Genomic DNA, 24,434 nt, shown 5'->3' on the forward strand with positions numbered 1-24,434 from the left:
TAACAAATAAAAGTACATGAAAGTATTTACCATTATATTCACCATTATAGCTATTGGCTTAATTATTTTTAATATTACACAAATAGATTTTAACAACCTACTTGAAGGACAAAGTGTAGTTGCGCTAATTACTATTTTTGCTTCATTATGTGCAATTGCATTACTGCAAGTTTTAAGACTTTCTAAAAAAGTAAACAACCAACTAAATAACAGAAAATAATGTTTGACGTACTTATTGTTGGTGGTGGAGCGGCAGGAATGTCTTGTGCATTAGTTTTAGGTTCGGCTAAAAACAAACCCTTTGCGAATAACAAGCGTATTGGTATTTTTACACACCAAAAAACATCGCATTTACAAAATGCATTATTTAATAATGTACTAGGTTTAAAACCTGGAACCAATGGAGCTTCTATTTTAGAAGATGGCTTAAAACAACTAACTTCACAATACCCTCACGTCACACAAATAGAAAACGAGAAAGTTTGCGAAATTAGAAAAACTGAAACGGGCTATACTATATATACTAATAAAGAAACCTATCAAACGAAGTTAGCTGTAATTGCTGTTGGTTACACCAATTTAATAAACATAAAAGGATTAGAAGACTATATTGAACCTCACCCAAGAGCAGTAAAAGAAAAAGACAGAGTTTGGCTAAAAAGTATAGACCATAAAATAGAAGACAATTTATATGTTGCAGGAACTTTAGCTGGATGGAGAAGTCAATTTGCTATTGCTTCTGGAAGTGGAGCACATGTTGCTACAGACATTTTAACCATTTGGAACAATGGCACACACACCAAAGTACATGATAAAATTTAATTAGTTTTCTTCGCTTAATTTAACGACTTCTTCAATCATAATATCTTGTTGGTTTATTACTTCTTGATAAGTACCTTTTCCAAATAACTGCTCACCTAAAGCAGCTTTAATAAGTAATTTTATTTCTTCTTTAAACGTTAAAAAGGTAATATTTCTATTTAAGCGTTCTCTTAAATATTCTTGGAAATCTTGCACAACATCTTCGGTAATAATAAAATCATTTACATAATCTTCTTGTGTTAAATTATCGTAGGCTTCTCTTTGCTTATCTAATTGCTCGAAAACAAAATAATTTAAAAAACCGGTTTGCTGTAAATATAAAAATGTATCATTTTGCATGCTTAAATCTAATGGCACGAATACATCTGGAATAATACCACCTCCTCCATACACTATTTTCCCTTTTGGTGTAGTAAACTTTAGAGAATCGGCAACTTCAATTTTTTCTGGATCTAGTAATTCTCCACTATCTAAACGTGAAAAATATTCGTCGTAATAATCTTTATTCCCTTTTTCATAAGAACGCTGTATCGACCTACCAGTTGGCGTGTAATAACGAGAAACAGTTAGACGTACTGCACTACCATCACCAAGTTGCATTTCGCGTTGCACCAAACCTTTCCCATAAGAACGTCTACCAACAATGATTCCTTTATCGTTATCTTGTAATGCTCCAGCAACAATCTCGCTTGCAGATGCAGAGTTTTCATCTATAAGCACAAAAACATCTGCTTTTTCAAAGTCTCCTTTTTTTGTTGCAAAACTTTTTTCTATAGTGCCGCGTTTGTTTTTTGTAAACAAAATGAGTTTATCATCTTCTAAAAATTCATCTACAATTTGTTCTGCAATATTTAAAAAACCTCCAGGGTTATTTCTTAAATCTAGAGCAATTTGTGTAGCCCCAAGGCTTTTAAGCTTCCTTAACTCTGTTTTAAACTCTTTAAAAGTAGACTCTGCAAATCGGTTTATTTTTACATAACCTAAAGTATTTGTCAACATATATGCAGCATCTACACTAACAATTGGCACATGACTTCTTTTTACTTTAAAATCAAGTAATTCCTCTTCTCCTTTCCTAAATACTTTTAAATTTACTTCTGTATTTATTTTTCCTTTTAATTTAGAAACAATTTCAGTATTTGAAAAATTATTCCCAAACAAAGTATCGGCATTTGCAAAGAGTATTCTATCTCCTCCTTGAATACCAATTTTTTCACTAGGACCTCCTTTTACAGCTCTTATAACTGCTATAGAATCTTTATAAGGGTAAAAACTAACACCAATACCAACAAAATCTCCTTTCATGTTTTCGCTAACGCGCTGCATGTCTTCTTTAGGAATGTATATAGAATGTGGGTCTAGGTTTTCAAGAATTCCATTTACAGTTACATCTACTATGCTATCTGTATTTACATCGTCTACATACTCATAATCTATATAATCTATAAGTCTGTTTAATTTATCTTTTTTGCTATTAGAGGTAAATAATCTATCCGAAGAATCTGTAAAGTTTAATTTTCCACCAATAAAAATACCTATCGCAATTGCAATTCCAAGAATTAATGGCAGGTATTTTTTTGTGTTATTCATTATGCTTTTAAATCTTCTAATAATTGTAATTCTATCCCTGCTTTTTCTAAAAAGCGCAATCCAGAATCATCTTTATAAGTTTGGTTATAAACCACTCTTACAATTCCAGCTTGATGTATTAGCTTGCTGCACTCCTTACATGGAGACAAGGTAATATATAAAGTAGCTCCTTTACAGGATTGTGTAGAAGATGCTACTTTTAAAATAGCGTTAGCTTCAGCATGCAACACATACCATTTTGTATAACCTTCTTCATCTTCACAAAAGTTTTCAAAACCAGTTGGTGTTCCATTAAATCCATCAGAAATAATCATTCTGTCTTTAACTATTAATGCACCAACTTGTTTACGTTCGCAAGCAGATAATTTCCCCCATTCTGTTGCTATTCTTAAATACGCTTTATCATACTTAAGCTTCTTTTTTTCTGACATATATTATTTTTTGGGCGTGTCCTTTCGAATACTTCAGGTCAGGCTTTCGGTAGTCGCTATTAAAATGAGCTCCAACAATACCTCAATCCTTCACGCAAAGTCGTATAACGAAGATACTTGCTATGTATTTTAATTACAACACTTGTAAGTTAAAGTTTTACCAAAACTTTAGTAATTAGCTAAGTAGATCACTTGCAATTATCATTGGTATTACTAAACCAATTACGATAGCAGAGACTACCATAACCCAATCGCGCTTAGAAAACCTAAAAATGGTTTGCATTAAAAAGCCTAAAAAGAGTACAACAAAAACTATAATTATTTGAGCTAACTCTATACCTAGAGCAAACTCTAAAAGTGTTACCAATTTATTTTCTGTTTTACCCACCATGATTTTAAACTCTCTTGCAAAACCAAGACCATGCACTAAACCAAAAAAGAGTGTAGAGAAAAACAAAACACCAACCTTATCACTTTTAGCTGTTTTACCAGCTGTAAACACATTAAAAATAGCCATTATTAATATTGTAATTGGAATTAAAAACTCTACTAACTTACCATTTACAGCAACCACATTATAGGCAGCCAAAATTAAAGATAATGTATGTCCTAAAGTAAAAACAGAGACCAGCATTAATACTCGTTTCCAATCTTTAAAAATATAAGGGACAGCAAGAACTATTAAAAAAAGTACATGATCGTAAGCATTAATGTCTAACACATGGTTTACACCATATTGAACGTTAAACCAGAATTCATCTAGCATAAATTAAGTATTTGGGTTGTGGGTAAATATACAATTTAAAATAAAAAACCTTAACATTTCTGTTAAGGTTTGTACTCAAGGTGGGAATCGAACCCACACTCTCGAAAGAACTGGATTTTGAATCCAGCGCGTCTACCAATTCCGCCACTTGAGCAATTTTGAATTGCAAAACTAATTTATTTTTCTATAAAACCTTTAAAAATAGCACAGAAATGCTTTATAGAATGAAAAAAAACTCTAAATTTGCACCTCAATAAAAAACAGGGCATTTAAAAGCCTAATTAATAATAGATTAATCATGTCAAACACCATTACTGAAGCTAAGATTTTTTCTTGTATGCAAAGTAAAGTTTTAGCTCAGAAAATCGCTGATGCTTATGGTACACATTTAGGTAATGTAATTACATCCACCTATAGTGATGGAGAATTTCAACCATCTTATGAAGAATCTATTCGTGGAACTCGTGTTTTTATTATTGGTTCTACAAACCCTGGTCCAGAAAACTTAATGGAAATGTTATTAATGTTAGATGCTGCAAAACGTGCATCTGCAAGACACATTACAGCAGTTATTCCTTATTTTGGTTGGGCTAGACAAGACAGAAAAGACAAACCTAGAGTGCCTATTGCTGCTAAATTAGTGGCAAAAATGCTAGAAACTGCTGGAGCGACTAGAATAATCACTATGGATTTGCATGCAGATCAAATACAAGGTTTCTTTGAAAAACCTGTTGATCACCTGTTTGCTTCCACCATATTTTTACCATATTTAAAAGAACTAAACTTAAAAAATCTTACTATTGCTTCTCCAGACATGGGAGGTTCTAAAAGAGCATATGCATATTCTAAAGCTTTAGAAAGTGATGTTGTAATTTGTTACAAACAACGCGCTAAAGCGAACGTAATTTCTCACATGGAACTCATTGGAGATGTTACTGGAAAAAATGTAGTATTAGTGGATGATATGGTAGATACCGCTGGAACTTTAACAAAAGCTGCAGATTTAATGATGGAAAGAGGTGCATTAAGCGTTAGAGCAATTTGTACACACCCTATTTTGTCTGGTAATGCATACGAAAAGCTTGAAAACTCTAAACTTGAAGAATTAATAGTAACAGATTCTATTCCTATTCAAAAAGAAAGTTCTAAAATTAAAGTATTAGGCGCAGCTAATTTATTTGCCGAAGTGATGCAAAACGTACATCACAACAAATCGATTAGCTCCAAATTTTTAATGTAATTAATAATTAATATAAAAACAAAACAATGAAATCAATTACAATCAACGGATCTCAAAGAGAAAGCGTAGGCAAAAAAGCAACAAAAGCCTTACGTAATGCTGGTCAGGTTCCTTGCGTATTATACGGAGGAGATAAACCAGTGCATTTCTCTGCACCAGAATTAGCTTTCTCTAAATTAGTATACACGCCAAATGCGCATACAGTTGTGATTGAGCTTGCTAACGGAACAACATTTAATGCGGTATTACAAGACATTCAATTTCACCCAGTAACAGATAGAATTTTACACATAGATTTCTACCAATTATTTGATGATAAAGAAATTGCATTAAATATCCCTGTAAGTTTAATAGGAAATTCTAAAGGTGTTAAAAATGGTGGTGTTTTAAGAATAAACAACCGTAAATTACGTGTTAAAGCATTGCCTGCTAACTTACCAGATTTAATCGAAATAGATATTACTCCTTTAAAAATTGGAGATAAAGTATCTGTAAGAGATTTAAATCAAGAAAAATACACTTTATTACATTCTGAAAACACAGTTATCTGTCAAGTTAAGACTTCTAGAACTGCAGTTGTTGACGATGAAGATGAAGAAGATGAGGATGCAGCAGCAGCTCCAGCAGAAGAAACTGCTCAAGAATAAATTTATTTATTTATACAATTTTAAAAGCATTCTGTGTATTCAGAATGCTTTTTTTATTTTTACAAAAAACTAAAAGCTACTATGTGTAATTTCTTAAAAGCTCTTTTCAAAAAAAAGACGACTACACATAAAGTAGAAGAAATAGATTATATGAAAAAATTTCTAATTGTTGGACTAGGTAATATAGGAGAAAAATACGCCAATACCAGACATAATATTGGTTTTAAAATATTAGATTTTTTAGCAGAAAAAGAAGATTTATTATTTGAGACTCAAAAACTTGGAGATATAACCACTTATAAATTTAAAGGAAGAACCTTTATTTTACTCAAGCCAAGTACCTATATGAATTTGAGCGGAAAAGCTATATTATATTGGCTAACAAAAGAAAAAATACCTTTAGAAAATTTATTGGTTATTACAGACGATTTAAACTTACCTTTTGGAAGTATTAGAATTAAAACTAAAGGAAGTGATGGAGGTCATAATGGATTAAAAGACACACAAGACAAATTAAACACTACAAAGTATAACAGATTTAGATTTGGTATAAGTGATGCCTTTAGCAAAGGAAAACAAGTCGATTATGTTCTAGGAGAATGGACAGATGAAGAAAACGCCAAACTTCGTGAACGCTTAGAAAAAGGTTATGAAATTATCAAGTCCTTTGGTACAGCAGGAATAAATAATACCATGAATGCTTTTAACGGAAAATAAAAAAAGGAAGCCAATTGGCTTCCTTTTTTTATTTTAAATCCTCAGTAATTATCATTCCACGATTACTTTTTTCGTAATTCGTCTATCACCATCTGTAATATTTAATAAATACACACCAGATTGCACATTACCTAATTCAATAGTTTGATTAAAACTAGAATGATTTATAAAACTATTATTATACACTTTTCTTCCTCTAATATCATAAACAACAACACCAATAGCGTTACCTGAATTAGAGTTTAGTTTTATTGTAAACGCTCCGTTATTAGGATTAGGAAATACTTGAATAGCATCACTTGTAAATTCAGAAACACTTAAAGAAGTCATTACGTTAACGCTATAATCCTCCACTTCAGCATCATGATTATTTTCACATGAAGTAGCAGCCCCATTCCATTTAGTAGTTACACGCATTGTGGTACTACCAAGAACAGCATCTGTAGGAACAGTAATTGCTAAAGGAGAATTCCCTGCAGGGCCATTTGCTGTATTATATGCAGAACCTAAATCGTACGCTTCATTAGCTTCAAATAAACAATTTTGGTTCCAATCAATCCATGCTACAGAATAACAAGTATACGCTCCATCTGTATTCATGTTAACAGTCAAATCATAAGTACTATCTCTATTTACATCGGTGGATAATCCTGTAAAGTCAGTATATCCAACATCTCCTCCCGGATTATTGTCTAAATTATTAATGGTATTAAAAATAACACCTGTTGTACTGGTAAGATAATTATCTGTCATATTACCAACAGAAGTACATAAACCATCTACAACATCTAAAACCACCTCTACTGTTTTTGTTTCTGAAGTAGAAGTTCCAGTAACCGTAATTGTATATTCTCCTTCAGCTGCTCCTAATAAATTAGACACCTCCATAACTGTTTGCCCGTTAGCATTTAAAGTTTCTGGAGTAAAAGTCACTATAGATCCTGCTGGATTTCCAACAGCACTAAAAGTTGTTGTTTCGTTAAACCCATTAACTACAAAAAAGTCTACATTGTAAGATACCATATCTATATTACACGCAGATTGGTTAACAACAGGACTACTCATTGCAAATGATGGCGCACTAGATATGGAAAAAGTATCGGATAGCGCATAAAAGATATTATCGGCAGCTTCAACCATTACCCTTGCAGAATCGGTATCAGCAATTGCAGGCACATTAATTATTTCAGAACCATCATTTGCAACCCCTGAAGCTAATGTTGTTGGAAAAGTTAACCCTCCATCTATAGAGAATTTAATATTTACAGTTTGACAATTAATAGGTGCTGTATTAGTACCAGCAACATTCCATGTTAGTGTTTGTGCACTTCCTGAACCCCAAGCCGGTGGAGAAACAACAGTAAAAGGCTGTCCGTCTTGTACATTAACAACCATTAAATCTGCATCTGTTTGACCAATACCTTCTGCCAAACCGCTTCCATTATCTCGAACAATAAAAGAAAAATTCATTTCTCTTCCAACACTTGGAGTTACCTCCCAAGTTGGTGTTAAATTACCTGCAACAACATCACTCCAACTAGGCATGTAACGATCTGGCGATGTGGTAGGCAATATAGATCTATATAAAGGACCAACTGTCCATGTAGATTCTGGACTTCCATCTCCAGGAGCTCTGTCTGGGTCATTTTGTGACCAGTTATATGTTAAAGAAGCTGTCCCATCAGGATCTGTCGCAGCACCACGCAAAACATAAGCCGTACTAGGTGGAATAGAATAATCTGCTCCAGCATCTGCAACAGGTGGTTGATTAGCTAAGCTCGTTTCTACATCACAAGAACTACTAACTCCAGTTTGGATATTAGTAGAAATATCTCTAATATTTACGTAATTAAAATGTGCATCACTATTAGATTGAACATTGGTTGCACAAATTCCTGCATAGCCCATTATAGAACTTCCTGAAGCAGGTTCTACTTCTGTAGTACCGTTTCCAGAACGACTACACGTATTCATAGAATGCCAACCATCAAATTGATGTCCCATTTCGTGTGCAACATAGTCTATATCAAAAGCATCTCCTGTAGGATTAGACCTTCCTGTATATCCTCTCCCTTTATGAAAACTACTTTGAGATGTACTAGCGCATACACAGCCTAAACAACCTGCACTCCCACCTCCAGTGGTATTAAAATTATGCCCAATATCATAATTGCTTACTCCTATAACATTATCTAATGTTTGTGCAGTTGTTGTATTAAACTCTCCACCCCATGGATCTGTTAAAGGGTTTAAATAAATAACCTCATCATTATTAGCTACAAAAACTAAACGAATTGCTAAGTCACGTTCATAAATTTCATTAACTCTATTCATTGTGACAGCCATTTGAGCTTGAACATTTGCTTTTTGTTGCGCTTCAGTACCAGTTCCAGCAAATATTTGTGCATACTCCCCATTACATGACTGTGCTAAACGATAGGTTCTTAATTTTCGATCATCGATATCATTTCTACTTGAACCTCTATCCATTTTTAAAGATGATAAATCTATATTTTCCTCTACTAAGCATTCAAAACTTTGTGTATCTTGACCTAAAGAAACTCTGTCATATGCAATATAGGTTGCTCTGTCTTCCGTGTAAGGGTCAATATAAACAGAACTTCTACTACCAGACAATGACATGGCATGTAATCCAAATTGGGTTACACTAAATCGCATAGTAGCTGTAGGGTCATCTACCCCTATTGCTTTATATGTTTTTATCATTGGATAGCGTGCAGCAAGGCCTGCTTCCATTATAGGAGACTCGGATACACTAAACTTTTCGAAATTCCCTCCTTCCATAGGAAATTCTATAACTAAGTTAGACCTTCCACTTACAGACTCAGCTAAAGGTGCATTTATTAATGCATTTTTTAAACTATTTAAATCTAAATGGAATACTTCATATTCTTTTGGTTGTGATGCTCTGTCTACCTTTTCAGAATTATTTAAGCTTTCTTTAGAAACTTTGGACCAAAAGTTGTTTTGACCAAAACTTAAAGAATAACTAAAAAGTATTGCTAGAAAGAATACATAATGTAGTTTTATTTTCATGATTAAGAATGAATTAATGATTACTATAAGGAATAAAAATAGGAATATATTTTATTAATACCCCTTTTTTAACAAAAAAAAGATTCATGCTTCGGCTTATCGTAACAACTTTTAATCACTAAAAAACACACTTTCCACGAAGAAATAATCATGCTTAAAAAAAAAATCACTATTTTTATCTCTTGATATTTAATTCAACTATTTAATAATAAAAAATGAAAAAAATTACTTTTAAACTTTTTGTTTTGTTCTTAACATTTCAGGTTACTGTTACTGGATATGCTCAAGAAAAATCAAAAAGCACAGCAAGCAATAGATCATCTCAAGTATTTGATCCTACCCCTGAAACACTAGAATCTTTAAGCCAAACTGGTTTTGCAAGATGTTTAACGGTAGAAAATGAAGCTTTATTAAAACAAAAATACCCAGAACGTTTATCTACAGAAGAATTTGAAGCTTGGTTAGCTCCAAAAATTTTGGAAACAAAAGCAAATAGAGCAACCAATAGAACAGTATACAACATTCCTGTAGTAATTCATATTATTCATGATGGTGATGCCTTAGGTACTGGTGAGAACATTACAGATGCGCAAGCAATGTCTCAAATCACAGTAATGAATGAAGATTATAGAAAACTAACTGGTACTCGTGGTGGTGCTAATACAACAGGTTTAGCTGTAGATACAGAAATCAACTTTTGTATGGCAGTACAAGATGAAAATGGTGTTGCAACCACAGGAATCGTAAGACATGTTATTACGCCTTACAGCAACAATGTAACGGATGGTTTTTTGAGTGGTCCTGACTGGGAAACTACCGCAGACGTAGAAATCATGAAAGCAAACACACAATGGGACCCTACAAAATATTTAAATATGTGGGTAATTCGTCCAGGAGGACTAAGCCTACAAAACGGAGGATTAAACGGTCTTTTAGGTTATGCACAATTTCCAAGTAATTCAGGATTAGCTGGACTAAACACTTCAGGAGGAGGTGCTGATACCGATGGTGTTGTTGCAGGTTATAACGCAATGGGAACTATTGATTTAGATGATGGTTCTTTTATTTTAAATGCACAATATAACTTAGGAAGAACTATGACTCACGAAGTTGGTCACTGGCTAGGGTTACGTCATATTTGGGGAGATGGCGGATGTACTGCTGATGACTATTGTGACGACACTCCAGCTTCAGATAGCGCAAATTACGATTGTGCTGCAGTAACAAGTTGTGGTTCGGCAGATCAATACCAAAACTATATGGATTATTCCTATGATTATTGTATGGATACTTTTACACAAGATCAAATGGATAGAATACAAACAGTAATGAGTGTTTCTCCTCGTAGAATGGAATTAAATTCATCTAATGCTTGTGCACCAGCACAAATTGAAGACTTAGATGGCCAAATTGAAATTGAAAATTTAAACGTAGCTAACTGCTCTGATTACTCAATTACTCCAGAATTAACTATTACTAACAAAGGGAACATTACATTAACATCTGCTACTATTAACTATAATTTAGACAGTGGTACAAACACAACAATAAACTGGACAGGTTCTTTAGACTTAAACGAATCGGAAATTATTTATGTTCCACAAATTACTGCAGCAATTGGCACACATGTTTTCAATGTAACACTTAGCAACCCTAATGGTGCTACGGATGATCAATTGGGTAACAATTCAGATAGTGGTAACTTTACGATTACAGGTTCTGCTTGTGCTTCTTCTGGAGATGCAACAGATAATTACCTTACAAGTACAACTGGAGTTACTTTTAATACCATTGATAACTTAAATAATAACCCTTTTGGTGATGTTGGCTATAGTGATTTTACTAATTTATCTACAAATGTGAACCGTGAAAGCGACTATGATTTATCTGTTTATTACAATCCTGATGGCAATTATCAAACAATAACTTATGTATGGATTGATTGGAATCAAAACTGTAGTTTTGACGATCCAGGAGAGCAATATAATTTAGGGACTAACCCTGGAGATACAACATTAACAAGTTTACTTTCTGCTAATTCTCCATTAACTGTCACTATTCCTAACGAAGCTCTTCTTGGTAATACAACTATGCGAGTAACAACTAAATATACAGATCCGGATGAAAATCAATTTCCAACATCTTGCGAAATAGGTTTAGACGGTGAGGTTGAAGATTATACTATAAATGTTCTTACTAGTTTAAGTATAGACGAATATGCACTAAATAGCATAAGCCTATACCCTAACCCTACTACAAACACTTTAAACATTTCGTTATCTAATAACGATTTACCTGACGGTTATAAAATTCATAACATGCTAGGTCAAGTCATTATGAATAATACAGTTTCAAGTAATGCCGATTTATCAATTAACACCTCGGCATTAAGTAACGGTATGTACTTTATTCAAATAGCAAAAGAAGGAAATACAATTTCTTTACCTTTTATAAAAAAATAATACAGTAATACTATAATTAAACAAAGAGGATTGATACTTTATCAATCCTCTTTTTTATTTTTGTATAAAACATAAATACAGTTGAAAATAATTCAATCATTTCAAGATTTAGAATCACATAAGACCATTGCTACTATTGGTACTTTTGACGGTGTACATATTGGTCATCAAAAAATAATTGAACGTCTTTCAAAAACTGCAAAAAAAGAAAATTTAAAATCCGTTGTATTAACTTTCTTTCCACATCCTAGAATGGTTTTACAAAAAGATGCTAATATTAAACTTATTAATACCATTGAGGAAAGATCCAAAATTTTGAACCAATTAGGTATTGATTATTTATGCATAAAAACCTTTACTAAAGAATTTTCTCGCATAACAGCAGAAAACTTTGTAAAAGATATTTTAGTAAAACAACTTAATATTAAAAAAATAATTATTGGTTACGATCATCATTTTGGAAGAAATAGATCGGCCAATATTGAGGATTTAAAAAAATTTGGTGAAGCTTATAATTTTGAAGTCGAAGAAATTTCTGCCCAAGATATAAATGATGTAGCAGTAAGTTCTACAAAAATAAGAAAAGCACTTAATGAGGGTGATATTAAAACTGCAAACGCATTTTTAGGATATCATTTTATGCTAAACGGAAAAGTCACCAAAGGCAAAGGATTAGGAAAAACCATTAGCTTTCCTACTGCTAACATTTCGCTTTCGGAAGACTATAAACTAATACCAAAACAAGGGGTTTATGTGGTACATTCTAAATATAAAAACCAAGATCTTTATGGTATGATGAATATTGGAACTAACCCAACAATTAGTAACAACACGAAACTAACTATTGAAGTACACTTCTTTCATTTTAATGAAGATATTTACAACGAAAATCTTACCATAGAAATTTTAAACAGAATTAGAAATGAACAAAAATTCGAATCTCTAGAAGCATTAAAAAATCAAATCAAAAAAGATAAAATAGTTGCTCAAAAATTTCTAAACCAAAAACATATTGAATAGCTTTTTATTTAAACATATAGACAATAGCCCATTAATAGTCTTCCGAATTATTTTTGGATTATTATGCTTTTTAGAATCTGTTGGTGCAATTTTTACCGGTTGGGTAAACAGAGCCTTTATTGAACCTAAATTTACATTTACATTCATAGGTTTCGAATGGCTACAGCCGTTACCAGGAAATGGCATGTACTTCTATTATTTAATCATGGGACTTTTTGGTTTTTTAATCATGATTGGTTATAAATATAGGTTTAGTGTAATTATGTTTACTTTAATGTGGACAACTACTTATTTAATGCAAAAAGCATCCTATAACAATCATTATTATTTATTGATTTTATTAAGTGCAATAATGGCATTTCTTCCGGCAAATAAATACTACTCAATAGATGCAAAACAAAACCCTGAAATACAAAGTAACTCCATGCCACAATGGTGTAGTTGGGTGTTCATTTTACAAATGTTTATTGTGTATACATACGGTTCTATTGCTAAAATATATCCAGATTGGCTAGATGCTTCGGTTATGGAAATCTTTATGTCAGGAAAAAAACATTACCACATTATTGGTGATTTTTTACAACAAAAATGGCTGCATTATTTCCTTGCTTATGGAGGTATTTTGTATGATGGCTTGGTTGTCCCTTTTTTATTATATAAACCAACACGAAGAATTGCCTTTCTTGGCTCCATATTTTTTCACCTATTTAATTCCATTGTATTTCAAGTTGGTATTTTTCCATATTTAGCATTAGGTTTTAGTTTATTCTTTTTCAATCCTAAAACCATTAAAAATATCTTTTTTAAGAAAAAAGAATTTTATGAGGATGCCGAAATTATAGAACCAAAATTTAAAAAATCATTAATTGCCGTATTTAGCATTTATTTTATATTTCAATTAGCACTGCCACTACGCCAACATTTTATAAAAGACAATGTACTCTGGACCGAAGAAGGACACAAAATGTCTTGGCGTATGATGCTTCGCTCTAAAAGAGCACACATAAGTTTTAAAGTAAGAGATAAAGAAGAAAACAAAACCGTATTTGTAAAATTAGAGGATTATTTAAGTAGAAAGCAAAAACGTCTAATTAGCACCCACCCAGATGTAATGTGGCAATTTGCACAAAAACTAAAAAAAGAATATACCAAAAAAGGCAAAGACATTAGTGTTTTTATAACTTGTAATGTTAGTGTTAACGGAAGGCCTTATGAGAAACTCATTAATTCGGAAGTAGATATCGCTGCGGTTCCATGGAACACTTTTAAGCATAGCGAATGGATTTTACCTTCTAAACTAGATTAATACCAAACAAACATAACGTGCAATCTAAACTATTTCTTATTTTTGCGCTTTCCTAAAGGAATACATTTCAGAACATAAAAAATAAAACATGTTACAAGTACCATTTATTAGAGAAAACAAAGACTTAGTAATTACACGTTTAGCAAAAAGAAATTTTGATGCTTCACAAATAATTGAAGAAGTAATCACTTTTGATGAAGCACGTAAACAAATTCAAACCGAATTAGACAATACGCTTGCAGAATCCAATGCGATCTCTAAAGAAATAGGTATGCTATATAAGTCTGGGCAAGCAGAAAAAGCAAATGTTTTAAAAGCGAAAACTTCAGATTTAAAAGAGACTTCTAAAGAATTAAGCGAAAAACTAAACGCCAAAACAGAAGCTTTAACAGATTTGTTATATAAAATTCCTAACGTACCACATGAATCTGTTCCTAAAGGAAATTCTGACGAAGACAACGAAGAAATTTTTAAAGAAGGAACCATTCCAACTTTACACGAAGGAGCAATGCCACATTGGGAACTTGCAAAAAAATACGATATCATAGATTTTGAGCTAGGTAACAAAATTACTGGAGCTGGATTTCCGGTTTATAAAGGAAAAGGAGCTAGATTACAACGTGCTTTAATTGCTTATTTTTTAGATAAAAACACAGAAGCAGGATATACAGAATACCAATTACCACATTTGGTAAACGAAGCATCTTGCTATGGAACTGGACAATTACCAGATAAAGAAGGACAAATGTACCACGATTCTCGTGACGATTTATACTTAATACCAACTGCAGAAGTTCCTGGAACGAACATTTTTAGAGATGTTATTTTAAATGAAAACGAATTACCTATTGGCATTACTGGCTACACGCCCTGCTTTCGTAGAGAAGCAGGTAGCTATGGTGCACACGTTAGAGGACTTAACAGATTACACCAATTTGATAAAGTAGAAATTATTCGTGTAGAACACCCAGACAATTCTTACAATGCTTTTAATGGTATGATAGAACACGTTCAAAATATTTTACGAGAACTTAATCTACCCTACAGAATATTGAGACTTTGTGGAGGAGATACAGGTTTCCCTTCTGCAATGACTTACGATTTTGAAGTGTTTTCTACTGCACAGGACAGATGGTTAGAAATATCCAGTGTTTCTAACTTTGAAAACTATCAAGCCAACCGATTAAAACTACGTTTTAAAAATAGCGAAGGTAAAAACGAACTAGCTCACACCCTTAACGGAAGCTCATTAGCATTACCAAGAGTATTAGCCGGGATTCTTGAAAACTACCAAACAGAGGATGGTATTGTAATTCCTGAGGCATTAGTACCTTACACAGGATTTAATATTATTAATTAGCTTTGTAGTTTTTTTCCTATAAATAAGAAGTGTTTTCTTATTTTTTACCGATGAAATGCTAAAATTTTGTGCTGTTTAACGAATTTACGATGAATTACAAGGCCGTTTTAAAAAAAAATCTCAATTTTACAACACTTAAACAAAGACTATAAATATAAAAATGCCCCAATCCAATATTTGAATCTTGTTAAATTGACATAGATTAATAGCACATTTATTAAGATTGGTAAATGCCTGAAATAAAATTTCAGGCATTTTTTTATCATAATATTTACAATATCTACTAGTTACATTTCTTATATTTACCCAAAGTACACGCAATAACCTTATGAAGCTTTTATATATAATATGTTTTCTTTTTAGTATTCTTACTTTCGCTCAAGAAGAAATTTTAGCTAAAGAATATTATAAAAATGGAGAATTTGAAAAAGCACAAGTACTATACAATAAACTTTACAACAAAAGTCCTAACAATTACCTTCATCTAATACAATTAGTAAAAACACACCAACAACTTGAACAATTAGATCAAGCACAAGAGTTACTTCAAGCATCCATTTTAAAATACCCAGCATTATATGTAGAACTTGGTTATAATTACCAATTAAAAAAGGATCTAGTTAACACAAACATTAACTACAATAAAGCTATTGAAACTATAGATCTTGATGTAAATGCAGCCTACTCTATTGCTCGCGCTTTTGAAGAACACTCTCTACTAGATCAAGCAATCATTACTTATGAAAAAGCAATGAAGCTAAAACCGGAATATAATTTTAATATACAATTAGCTAGAATTTATGGAGAGCAAGGAGATGTAGAAAAAATGTTTAGCAGCTATATAAATTTTATTCAAACCAACGAAAATTATGTAAACACCATAAAAAGAGCATTTAATGAATTTATTAGTGAAGATAAAAACAACCAGAATAATATCCTCCTAAAAAAAATACTTTTAAAAAAGATTCAAGAAACTCCAGACTTACTATTTAATAATTTATTAAGTTGGCTATTCATTCAACAAAAAGAATATTATAAGGCTTTTACACAAGAAAAAGCAATATTTAAAAGAAACCCAGAAAGTCTAAGTAGAATAGAAAATGTAGCATCCATTGCTGCAAATGAAAACCAACACGATATTGCTATTGAAATTTTCGAATACATTGTAAAAACTGCACAAGATCCAGAAATTACATTGGAAGCAGAAAACAACATTCTACAAATTAAAACAAAAAACGCAACACCAAAAGACTATGCAGATTTAAACAAGAAATATATAAATCTATTAGAAACCTATGGTAAATTTCCAGGCACAATAGATTTACAAGTAGCATATGGACACTTCCTTGCCTTTAATTTAAATAATACAGAACAAGCATCCACATTTTTAAAAGAAAGCTTAAAACTTCGCTTATCCTCCTATCAAGAAGCAAAAGTAAAACTAGAACTAGCAGATATTTTAGTATTTCAAGAAAAATTTAATGAAGCTTTAATTTATTACACACAGATTCAGCGAAGTCTAAAAAACAGTACTATTTCACAAGAAGCACGATATAAAGTAGCAAAAACAAGTTACTATAAAGGTGATTTTAAATGGGCAGAATCGCAATTAAAAATTTTAAAATCTTCTACTTCGCAACTTATAGCAAATGATGCTTTAGATTTAAAACTACTTATTTCCGATAATAAATACGAAGACTCAACCCAAACCGCTTTAAAATTATATGCCAAAGCAGATTTATTTGCCTTTCAAAATAAAACAGACGAGGCTATTAATCTATTAGGCAAAATTCTGGAAGCTCATAAAACAGAAACCATAATAGATCAAGCCTTATTTAAACAAGCACAACTTTTTGAAAACAAAAAACAATATCAAAATGCAGCAGACAACTATCTGTTAATCATAAAAAATTATAAAGAAGAAATTCTTGCAGACGATGCGCTTTTTTATCTAGCAAAATTATACAGTGACCAATTAGCACAACCTGAAAAAGCAAAAGAACTATACGAACAAATTATATTTAATCATCAAGATAGTATCTATTTTATTGATGCCAGAAAAAACTTTAGAATGCTTCGTGGTGATGCTATTAACTAATCACTTAAACATGGGCCATTTCGAGAAAAATCGAGAAATCATTCCATTCAATCTCTAACCAAATATAAAAATGATGGTAGCAAAAACACAAAGATTAACCCTATCTAAATTCACACTAGAGGATGCTGCTTTTTTTTTAGAATTAGTAAATACACCACATTGGCTAAAATATATTGGAGATAGAAATACAAAAACCATTCAAGACGCAGAAAACCGTATTAAAGAAGGCCATTTAAAAAGCTATAATACCAATGGTTTTGGTTTCTATGTACTTAGACTAAATGAAAGCAATACGCCAATTGGCACTTGCGGACTAATTAAACGTGAAACACTCGACCATGTAGATATTGGTTTTGCAATGCTTCCAGATTACGAAAAAAAAGGCTTTGGCTATGAAGCTTCTCTAGCAGTTTTAAAACTAGCCAAAGAAACGTTTAAATTAAAAAAAATAGTAGCCATAACCTTACCAACAAATACACCTTCTATTAAATTATTAGAAAAATTAGGACTATCTTATCAAAAAAAGGTAAAACCCTTTGAAGATGATGAAGAACTTCTGTTATTTGCAAAAACTTTAAACAAATAAATGAGCCAACAAAAGTACATCTATAACGTAACCGTAAATTTTGAAGAAGAAATTCATGACGAATGGCTAATCTGGATTAAAGAACATATTCCACAAGTATTAGGAACTGGTAAATTTGAAAAAGCAACACTAACAAAAGTGCTTGTAGAAGATAAAATTGAAGGACACACCTATTCTATTCAATACACAAGCTATTCTAGAGATGCATTAGATGCCTATTATAAAGAAGATGCAGATCGATTAAGAACTGAAGGACTAAAAAAATTCGCAAACAAAATGCTAGCCTTTAGAACCGAACTCCAAATTGTAGACGAATATGCAGTAACTTTTAAATAGACTATTTTTTAACGCTCTGCACAGTCGAAGAGTCTTTAATCCTAAAAAACGAATTACGTGTCAAACAATCATCAAGTAAAAGCAAAAAAACATTTAGGTCAGCATTTTTTAAACGATGAAACCATTGCGCAAAAAATTGCAGATACACTAAGCCTAAAAAACTATAAAACCGTTTTAGAGATTGGTCCAGGAATGGGTGTTTTAACAAAGTATTTACTTAAAAAAGAAGTTACAACACACGTTATAGAAATAGACACAGAATCTGTAGAATATTTAAAAAATAACTATTTAAATCTTGCATCTAGAGTTATAGAAAAAGATTTTTTAAAGTACGATTTAAACGAAGTTTTTAAAGGAGAATCTTTTGCAATAATTGGTAACTTCCCTTATAACATTTCTACACAAATCGTTTTTAAAACAATAGAAATGCGAGACCAAATACCAGAATTTTCTGGTATGTTTCAAAAAGAAGTAGCACAGCGTATTTGCTCTAAAGAAGGATCTAAAGTATACGGCATTCTTTCGGTATTAGCACAAGCTTTCTATGATGCCGAATATTTATTTACAGTTCCTCCAGAAGTTTTCAATCCACCACCAAGAGTAGAATCTGGAGTACTTCGACTTACCAGAAAACAAGATTACTCGTTGCCATGCAATGAAAAAATGCTATTTAAAGTAGTAAAAGCAGCTTTTCAGCAACGCAGAAAAACACTTCGTAACAGTTTAAAAACTTTTAATTTATCCGATAATTTAAGAGAAGATGTTATATTTGGCAAACGTCCAGAACAATTAAGCGTAGAAGCATTTATAGCACTTACCTTAAAAATTGAAAACGACATCAATTAAAATGGCACGCGATGCGTAATCGAAGAGTTTATAAGTGGAAGAAAACAACGAAAATATTCAGTTTAAAATAAGTCAAGAACTTATTGAGCAAGTGGCACAATTAGTAGATGCTAGAAGTGATGACGATCTTTCTAATCTATTAAATGAATTCCACCATGCAGATATTGCCGAAATTCTAGACGAAATTAATCTAGAACAAGCCACCTATATTTTTAAACTTTTAGATAGCGATAAAACCTCCGAAATTCTTTTAGAACTCGACGACGACAATCGAGAAAAAATATTAGCTACACTTTCTGTAAAAGAAATTGCCGAAGAATTAGAAGAACTGGATACAGATGATGCCGCAGATATTATTTCCGAACTTCCAGAAGCACGTAAAGAACACGTTATTGCAGAAATTTTAGACGTAGAACACGCAGCAGATATTCAAGAACTTTTAACCTACGACGAAGACTCTGCAGGTGGACTAATGGCTAAAGAGTTAGTAAAAGTAAACGAAAACTGGACCATAAATAAATGTGTGAAAGAAATGCGCGCGCAAGCTGAAGATGTTACACGTGTGCACTCTATTTACGTAGTAGATAACGACGGAAAACTAATTGGTCGACTTTCTTTAAAAGACCTCTTAATAGCTTCTACGAAAGCACATATCTCAGACGTTTACATACCAAAAGTAGATTATGTAGATGTGCATGAAGATGTAGAAGAAGTCGCAAAAATCATGCAAAAATACGACCTCGAAGCAATTCCTGTAGTAGATGCAAACAAAACATTACTTGGCCGAATTACCATAGACGATATTGTAGATGTAATAAAAGAAGAGGCCGAAAAAGATTACCAATTAGCAGCAGGTATTACACAAGATGTAGAAGCAGACGATAGCATTATACAACTTACAAGAGCACGATTACCTTGGCTATTTCTTGGCCTGGTTGGCGGTGTTGGTGCATTTTTAATCATGGAAGGCTTTCAAGGAGTATTCGCGAAATACAAAGAACTATTCTTTTTCACACCATTAATCGCAGCAATGGCAGGAAACGTAGGAGTTCAATCTAGTGCAATTATAGTACAAGGACTTGCAAACGACGATGTAAAAGGAAGCGTTAACAAACGTTTAATTAAAGAAATGTTTCTGGCAGCACTTAACGGAATCATTTTAGCACTCTTTCTATTTCTCTTCGTTTGGACCTATAATCAAGACTATAAAATAGCACTCGCTATTTCCGTTTCACTTGTAGCAGTTATTATTATTGCAGGACTTATTGGTACATTCATTCCATTATTTTTAGACAAAAGAGGTATCGATCCAGCCATTGCAACAGGACCATTTATTACTACGAGTAACGATATTTTTGGTATCTTAATTTACTTCTGGATAGCCAAACTTATTCTTAATATTTAATTACCAATCCAGTAATTATATTTACTCCTTGGGCGTTACCACAAGGGTCGCGCTTTTCGCTACAATCTTTTGCAAAAAAAACAAAAGGATTTTCACTACAATCCCTAACGCAAACAAAAGACTATCTTTGTCCTGCAAAACGCATTTTTGCAACTAACTAGAATTTATCTTTTTCTCAAAAAAAAACGGCTCATGAAAATCCTTCACATAGATTCCAACCATTCGCTTTTAATAAATCAATTAAACAACTTAGGCTTTACCAATCATGAAGATTACACCGCTTCAAAAGCAGACATTCAAAATAAAATTGCAAACTACGATGGCTTTATTATTAGAAGTCGTTTTAGTATCGATAAAACCTTTTTAGATGCAGCAACAAATCTAAAATTTATAGGTCGTGTAGGTGCTGGCTTAGAAAACATAGATTGCGAGTATGCAAAAAGCAAAAATATACATTTAATTTCTGCACCAGAAGGAAACCGAAATGCCGTTGGCGAACATAGTCTAGCCATGTTACTAAGCCTATTTAACAAACTAAACAAAGCAGACCAAGAAGTACGATCTGGCAAATGGCTACGCGAAGAAAATCGAGGAATCGAACTAGACGGAAAAACCATAGGTTTAATTGGTTATGGCAACATGGGAAAAGCATTCGCTAAAAAACTCCGTGGTTTTGATGTAACTGTTTTGTGTTACGATGTAAAAGAAAATCTTGGCGATAAAAACGCAAAACAAGTAACATTACAAGAACTACAAAAACAAGCAGATGTTTTAAGTTTACATACACCAGAAACGCCACTAACCGTTAATATGATTAATTCTAATTTTATCAGTCAATTTACAAAACCTTTTTGGTTAATAAATACAGCTCGAGGTAAAAGTGTAGTTACTAAAGATTTAGTTTCTGCTTTAAAATCTGGCAAAATATTAGGAGCTGGATTAGATGTTTTAGAATATGAAAAAGCTTCGTTCGAAAATCTCTTTAAAAAAGAGATCTCATCGAGTGCAGTCATGATGCCAGAAGCATTCCAACATTTAATACAAGCCGAAAATGTACTACTTTCGCCTCATGTAGCTGGTTGGACCATAGAAAGTAAAGAAAAATTAGCGCAAACAATTGTAGATAAAATCAAGCATTTTTATAAGCTTTAATGAAGCTTCTATATTAGAAAAAAAATCACTATTTTTAAATCTATAAAACAAACAACAATGCATCCAATTATTAGAAATATTTTAGCTGTAGTATTTGGCTGGTTTGCTGGTAGTATAGTTAACATGTCACTTATTCAATTAGGTAACAAGCTACTACCTATCCCAGGAGTAGAGCCAAATAATATGGATGCACTAGCAAAAGTAATACCAACTTTAGAACCGCAATTTTTTATTTTTCCTTTTCTAGCACACGCTTTAGGCACTTTTGTAGGCGCAATAATTGCTGGATATATCGCTTTTAATCATAAAATGAAATTTGCTTTAGCTGTTGGTTTTTTATTTTTATTGGGAGGCATTACCGTAAATTATATGCTACCAGGACCTACGTGGTTTACTATTACCGATATTGTTTTAGCATACCTACCAATGGCTTGGTTAGGATGGAAAATTGTAATTAATACATCTAAAAAAAATGCAATATAAAGCAGATACGCCAGAAGAATACATAAATCAAGTACCTGAAGAAAGAAAAGCGGTTTTAAAAAAATTGCGTAAAACCATTAAAGACAATTTACCAAAAGGCTTTCAAGAAGGAATTGCTTATGGCATGATTGGTTATGTAGTACCGCACTCCATATATCCAGATGGCTACCATTGTAATCCAGAAACACCACTGCCTTTTTTGAGTTTTGCCTCTCAAAAAAATTCCATAAATTTATATCACAGTGGTATTTATGCAAAAAAAGAAATTCACGATTGGTTTGTTACAGCATACCCAAAACATAGCAAACGCAAATTAGACATGGGGAAAAGCTGCATTCGCTTTAAAAAGATAGAAGAAATACCTTTCGATTTAATTGCAGAACTATGCACAAAACTTACAGTTAAGGAGTGGATTAATATTTACGAAACGAATATTAAAAAGAAGTAAATTAAATAAAGTTTAACTAGACACCCTTTTTCAAGGGAACAAAAGAATTATTTTGATGAAAAAAAGAGTTACTGGAATTGGAGGTCTATTCTTTAAAACAAAAGACCCAAAAGCAGCAAAAGATTGGTATAAAAAACATCTTGGTTTTAATACAGACGATTATGGTTGCACCTTTAAGTGGAAGGATATAGACGGAAAAGATTGCACTACGCAATGGAGCCCGTTTGCCGAAGACACAAAATATTACGAGCCTTCTAAAAAAGATTTTATGTTTAACTATCGTGTAGAAAACTTAGTAGAATTATTAGCTACATTAAAAGAAGAAGGCGTAACGATTGTTGGTGAAATGGAGGAATACGAATACGGAAAATTTGGTTGGATTTTAGATAACGATGGGAATAAAATTGAACTTTGGGAACCTATAGACCAACCTTTCCTATAAAAATGAACTTAATAAATAATACAATGTCTGAAGAAAATAAAAACATAGAAGATACTACTGAAAATACGCAACAAACAATAAATAATTCTGAAGATGTAACTGCAGATAAAACGAATGCAAGTGAAACATTAGATGCTGCAAAAGAAAAAGCAAGTGCGTTTGCAAATGAAGCGAGCAATAAATTAGAAGACTTAGCCGAGGATGCAAAAGAAGTTTTTTCTAAAGCAAAAGACAAGGCAAACGAATTTATAGAAGGAGATGCTAAAGAAACTATAGATGCTGCTAAAGCAAAAGCAAGTGAACTAGCAGAAGACGCTAAAGAAGTTTTTTCTAAAGCAAAAGATAAAGCAAACGAATTTATAGAAGGAGATGCTAAAGAAACTATAGATACTGCTAAAGCAAAAGCAAATGAACTAGCAGAAGACGCTAAAGAAGCTTTTGATAATGTAACAGATAAAACCACAGAGTTTGTAAACGAAGCTAACGAAAAACTAGAAGATTTAACCGAAGTTGCAAAAGAAACACTGGAAGAAACCAAAGTAAAAACAAAGAGCTTTTTTCAAAGACTTTTTGGTTCTAAATAAAAAACTAAATCAGATTAAAAAAAAGCTAGACGAAAATCTAGCTTTTTTTTATTAAATTAGAAGTCAACTAATTAAAAACAAGAAATTATGTCAGATGACAAAAATTTAAGCGACGACCTTGATGATATGATAGGAAGCGCTAAAGAAGGTGCAAAAAAAGCAGCAGATAAAGCTGAAGATTTTGCCGATGACGCAAAAGAAGCAGCGAAAGACTTTGCAAATGATGCGAAAGAAGTATTAAGCGATGGTAAAAACGTAGCTATTATTGCACATTTTTGGTGGATTGGATGGATTATAGCCTTAATCATGAATAGTGGTGAGAAAAAATCGGAATATGGTTCATTTTATATTAGACAAATGTTAGGCTTATTAATATTATCACTTGCTAGTTATGTGCTAAATTTTGTTTCTGTTTTTGTAGGTGGCATTTTTGGTATCGTATTATTAGTATTATGGATTATGAGTTTAATAGGCGCATTAAGTGGAGAAAAGAAACCAACTCCTGTTGTTGGAGCGATGTTTCAAGATTGGTTTAAATCGCTTTAAAATATAAAAAAGCCAAAATTAACATTTTGGCTTTTTTTATGAGACACAATATCGTAATATTGCAATATTACTATTATATTTGTAATAGAA

The 24,434-nt window shown here is 32.2% G+C and carries 24 protein-coding genes and 1 tRNA gene; 20 read left to right on the forward strand and 5 right to left on the reverse strand.

Annotated features, from left to right (window positions below):
- Positions 1–16 precede the first annotated feature (16 nt).
- Positions 17–220 (forward strand): hypothetical protein, encoded by a 204-nt coding sequence (locus Q4512_RS06170; protein ID WP_303422960.1) that lies wholly within the window; start codon positions 17–19, stop codon positions 218–220.
- Positions 220–822, forward strand: coding sequence for an FAD-dependent oxidoreductase (locus tag Q4512_RS06175; RefSeq protein ID WP_303422963.1), 603 nt, complete (start codon positions 220–222; stop codon positions 820–822). The genes Q4512_RS06170 and Q4512_RS06175 overlap by 1 nt, the downstream gene beginning before the upstream one ends.
- Here Q4512_RS06175 and Q4512_RS06180 read toward each other — a convergent pair whose 3' ends face one another.
- The 4 genes from Q4512_RS06180 to Q4512_RS06195 form a co-directional block, all read right to left on the reverse strand.
- Entirely contained in the window at positions 823–2,412 is a 1,590-nt protein-coding gene (locus Q4512_RS06180) for a S41 family peptidase (protein ID WP_303422966.1), read from the reverse strand.
- On the reverse strand, positions 2,412–2,843 hold the full coding sequence (locus Q4512_RS06185) for a dCMP deaminase family protein (protein WP_303422969.1): 432 nt from the start codon (positions 2,841–2,843) through the stop codon (positions 2,412–2,414). The genes Q4512_RS06180 and Q4512_RS06185 overlap by 1 nt, the downstream gene beginning before the upstream one ends.
- Positions 2,844–3,018: 175 nt before the next feature.
- Complete coding sequence (locus Q4512_RS06190) at positions 3,019–3,609, reverse strand: HupE/UreJ family protein (protein WP_303422972.1); 591 nt, start codon at positions 3,607–3,609, stop codon at positions 3,019–3,021.
- A gap of 72 nt (positions 3,610–3,681) precedes the next feature.
- Positions 3,682–3,763 (reverse strand) — tRNA-Leu (locus tag Q4512_RS06195).
- A gap of 144 nt (positions 3,764–3,907) precedes the next feature.
- Between Q4512_RS06195 and Q4512_RS06200 the strand changes: the two genes are divergently transcribed.
- The 3 genes from Q4512_RS06200 to pth all read left to right on the forward strand — a co-directional run bounded on the left by Q4512_RS06200 (position 3,908) and on the right by pth (position 6,213).
- Positions 3,908–4,849, forward strand: a complete 942-nt coding sequence (locus Q4512_RS06200) for a ribose-phosphate pyrophosphokinase (protein ID WP_303422975.1) — start codon at positions 3,908–3,910, stop codon at positions 4,847–4,849.
- 26 nt (positions 4,850–4,875) lie between these two features.
- Positions 4,876–5,496 (forward strand): 50S ribosomal protein L25/general stress protein Ctc, encoded by a 621-nt coding sequence (locus Q4512_RS06205; protein ID WP_303422978.1) that lies wholly within the window; start codon positions 4,876–4,878, stop codon positions 5,494–5,496.
- Positions 5,497–5,577: 81 nt separating this feature from the next.
- A complete protein-coding gene (gene pth / locus Q4512_RS06210) occupies positions 5,578–6,213 on the forward strand; it encodes an aminoacyl-tRNA hydrolase (RefSeq protein ID WP_303422981.1) in 636 nt (211 codons plus the stop codon).
- A 51-nt stretch (positions 6,214–6,264) separates the two neighbouring features.
- On the opposite strand, the gene Q4512_RS06215 is transcribed toward pth, so the two are convergent.
- A complete protein-coding gene (locus Q4512_RS06215) occupies positions 6,265–9,270 on the reverse strand; it encodes a reprolysin-like metallopeptidase (protein ID WP_303422985.1) in 3,006 nt (1,001 codons plus the stop codon).
- Positions 9,271–9,485: 215 nt separating this feature from the next.
- On the opposite strand from Q4512_RS06215, the gene Q4512_RS06220 reads away from it, so the two are divergent.
- From Q4512_RS06220 to Q4512_RS06290, 15 genes are all read left to right on the forward strand, one after another.
- On the forward strand, positions 9,486–11,732 hold the full coding sequence (locus tag Q4512_RS06220; RefSeq protein WP_303422989.1) for a M43 family zinc metalloprotease: 2,247 nt from the start codon (positions 9,486–9,488) through the stop codon (positions 11,730–11,732).
- A gap of 81 nt (positions 11,733–11,813) precedes the next feature.
- Entirely contained in the window at positions 11,814–12,752 is a 939-nt protein-coding gene (locus Q4512_RS06225) for a bifunctional riboflavin kinase/FAD synthetase (protein WP_303422991.1), read from the forward strand.
- Positions 12,742–14,058 carry an HTTM domain-containing protein gene (locus Q4512_RS06230; protein WP_303423205.1) on the forward strand — a complete coding sequence of 439 codons (1,317 nt, stop codon included), beginning with the start codon at positions 12,742–12,744 and terminating at the stop codon, positions 14,056–14,058. Before Q4512_RS06225 ends, Q4512_RS06230 begins: the two co-directional genes overlap by 11 nt.
- 88 nt (positions 14,059–14,146) lie before the next feature.
- Positions 14,147–15,418 (forward strand): serine--tRNA ligase, encoded by a 1,272-nt coding sequence (serS, locus tag Q4512_RS06235; protein WP_303422994.1) that lies wholly within the window; start codon positions 14,147–14,149, stop codon positions 15,416–15,418.
- A gap of 328 nt (positions 15,419–15,746) precedes the next feature.
- On the forward strand, positions 15,747–17,516 hold the full coding sequence (locus Q4512_RS06240; RefSeq protein WP_303422997.1) for a tetratricopeptide repeat protein: 1,770 nt from the start codon (positions 15,747–15,749) through the stop codon (positions 17,514–17,516).
- A 70-nt stretch (positions 17,517–17,586) separates the two neighbouring features.
- The gene (locus Q4512_RS06245) at positions 17,587–18,102 is read left to right on the forward strand and encodes a GNAT family N-acetyltransferase (RefSeq protein ID WP_303422999.1); all 516 of its coding nucleotides are present in this window, start codon (positions 17,587–17,589) and stop codon (positions 18,100–18,102) included.
- Positions 18,103–18,438 (forward strand): DUF4286 family protein, encoded by a 336-nt coding sequence (locus Q4512_RS06250; RefSeq protein ID WP_303423002.1) that lies wholly within the window; start codon positions 18,103–18,105, stop codon positions 18,436–18,438.
- A gap of 57 nt (positions 18,439–18,495) precedes the next feature.
- Positions 18,496–19,284, forward strand: a complete 789-nt coding sequence (gene rsmA, locus Q4512_RS06255) for a 16S rRNA (adenine(1518)-N(6)/adenine(1519)-N(6))-dimethyltransferase RsmA (protein WP_303423005.1) — start codon at positions 18,496–18,498, stop codon at positions 19,282–19,284.
- A 34-nt stretch (positions 19,285–19,318) separates the two neighbouring features.
- Positions 19,319–20,689: a magnesium transporter gene (gene mgtE, locus Q4512_RS06260; RefSeq protein ID WP_303423008.1), complete on the forward strand. Its 1,371-nt coding sequence runs from the start codon at positions 19,319–19,321 to the stop codon at positions 20,687–20,689.
- A gap of 192 nt (positions 20,690–20,881) precedes the next feature.
- Entirely contained in the window at positions 20,882–21,841 is a 960-nt protein-coding gene (locus Q4512_RS06265; protein WP_303423011.1) for a 2-hydroxyacid dehydrogenase, read from the forward strand.
- A 57-nt stretch (positions 21,842–21,898) separates the two neighbouring features.
- On the forward strand, positions 21,899–22,324 hold the full coding sequence (locus Q4512_RS06270) for a hypothetical protein (protein ID WP_303423015.1): 426 nt from the start codon (positions 21,899–21,901) through the stop codon (positions 22,322–22,324).
- Positions 22,314–22,772 (forward strand): DUF1801 domain-containing protein, encoded by a 459-nt coding sequence (locus Q4512_RS06275; RefSeq protein WP_303423018.1) that lies wholly within the window; start codon positions 22,314–22,316, stop codon positions 22,770–22,772. Before Q4512_RS06270 ends, Q4512_RS06275 begins: the two co-directional genes overlap by 11 nt.
- Positions 22,773–22,827: 55 nt before the next feature.
- Positions 22,828–23,214, forward strand: a complete 387-nt coding sequence (locus tag Q4512_RS06280; protein WP_303423021.1) for a VOC family protein — start codon at positions 22,828–22,830, stop codon at positions 23,212–23,214.
- Positions 23,215–23,216: 2 nt separating this feature from the next.
- Positions 23,217–23,798, forward strand: coding sequence for a hypothetical protein (locus Q4512_RS06285; protein WP_303423024.1), 582 nt, complete (start codon positions 23,217–23,219; stop codon positions 23,796–23,798).
- Between the two features lie 87 nt (positions 23,799–23,885).
- Positions 23,886–24,344 (forward strand): YtxH domain-containing protein, encoded by a 459-nt coding sequence (locus Q4512_RS06290; RefSeq protein ID WP_303423027.1) that lies wholly within the window; start codon positions 23,886–23,888, stop codon positions 24,342–24,344.
- The last annotated feature ends 90 nt before the right edge of the window (positions 24,345–24,434 follow it).

It is taken from the genome of Oceanihabitans sp. 2_MG-2023 (assembly GCF_030547245.1).
Classification (GTDB): domain Bacteria; phylum Bacteroidota; class Bacteroidia; order Flavobacteriales; family Flavobacteriaceae; genus Oceanihabitans.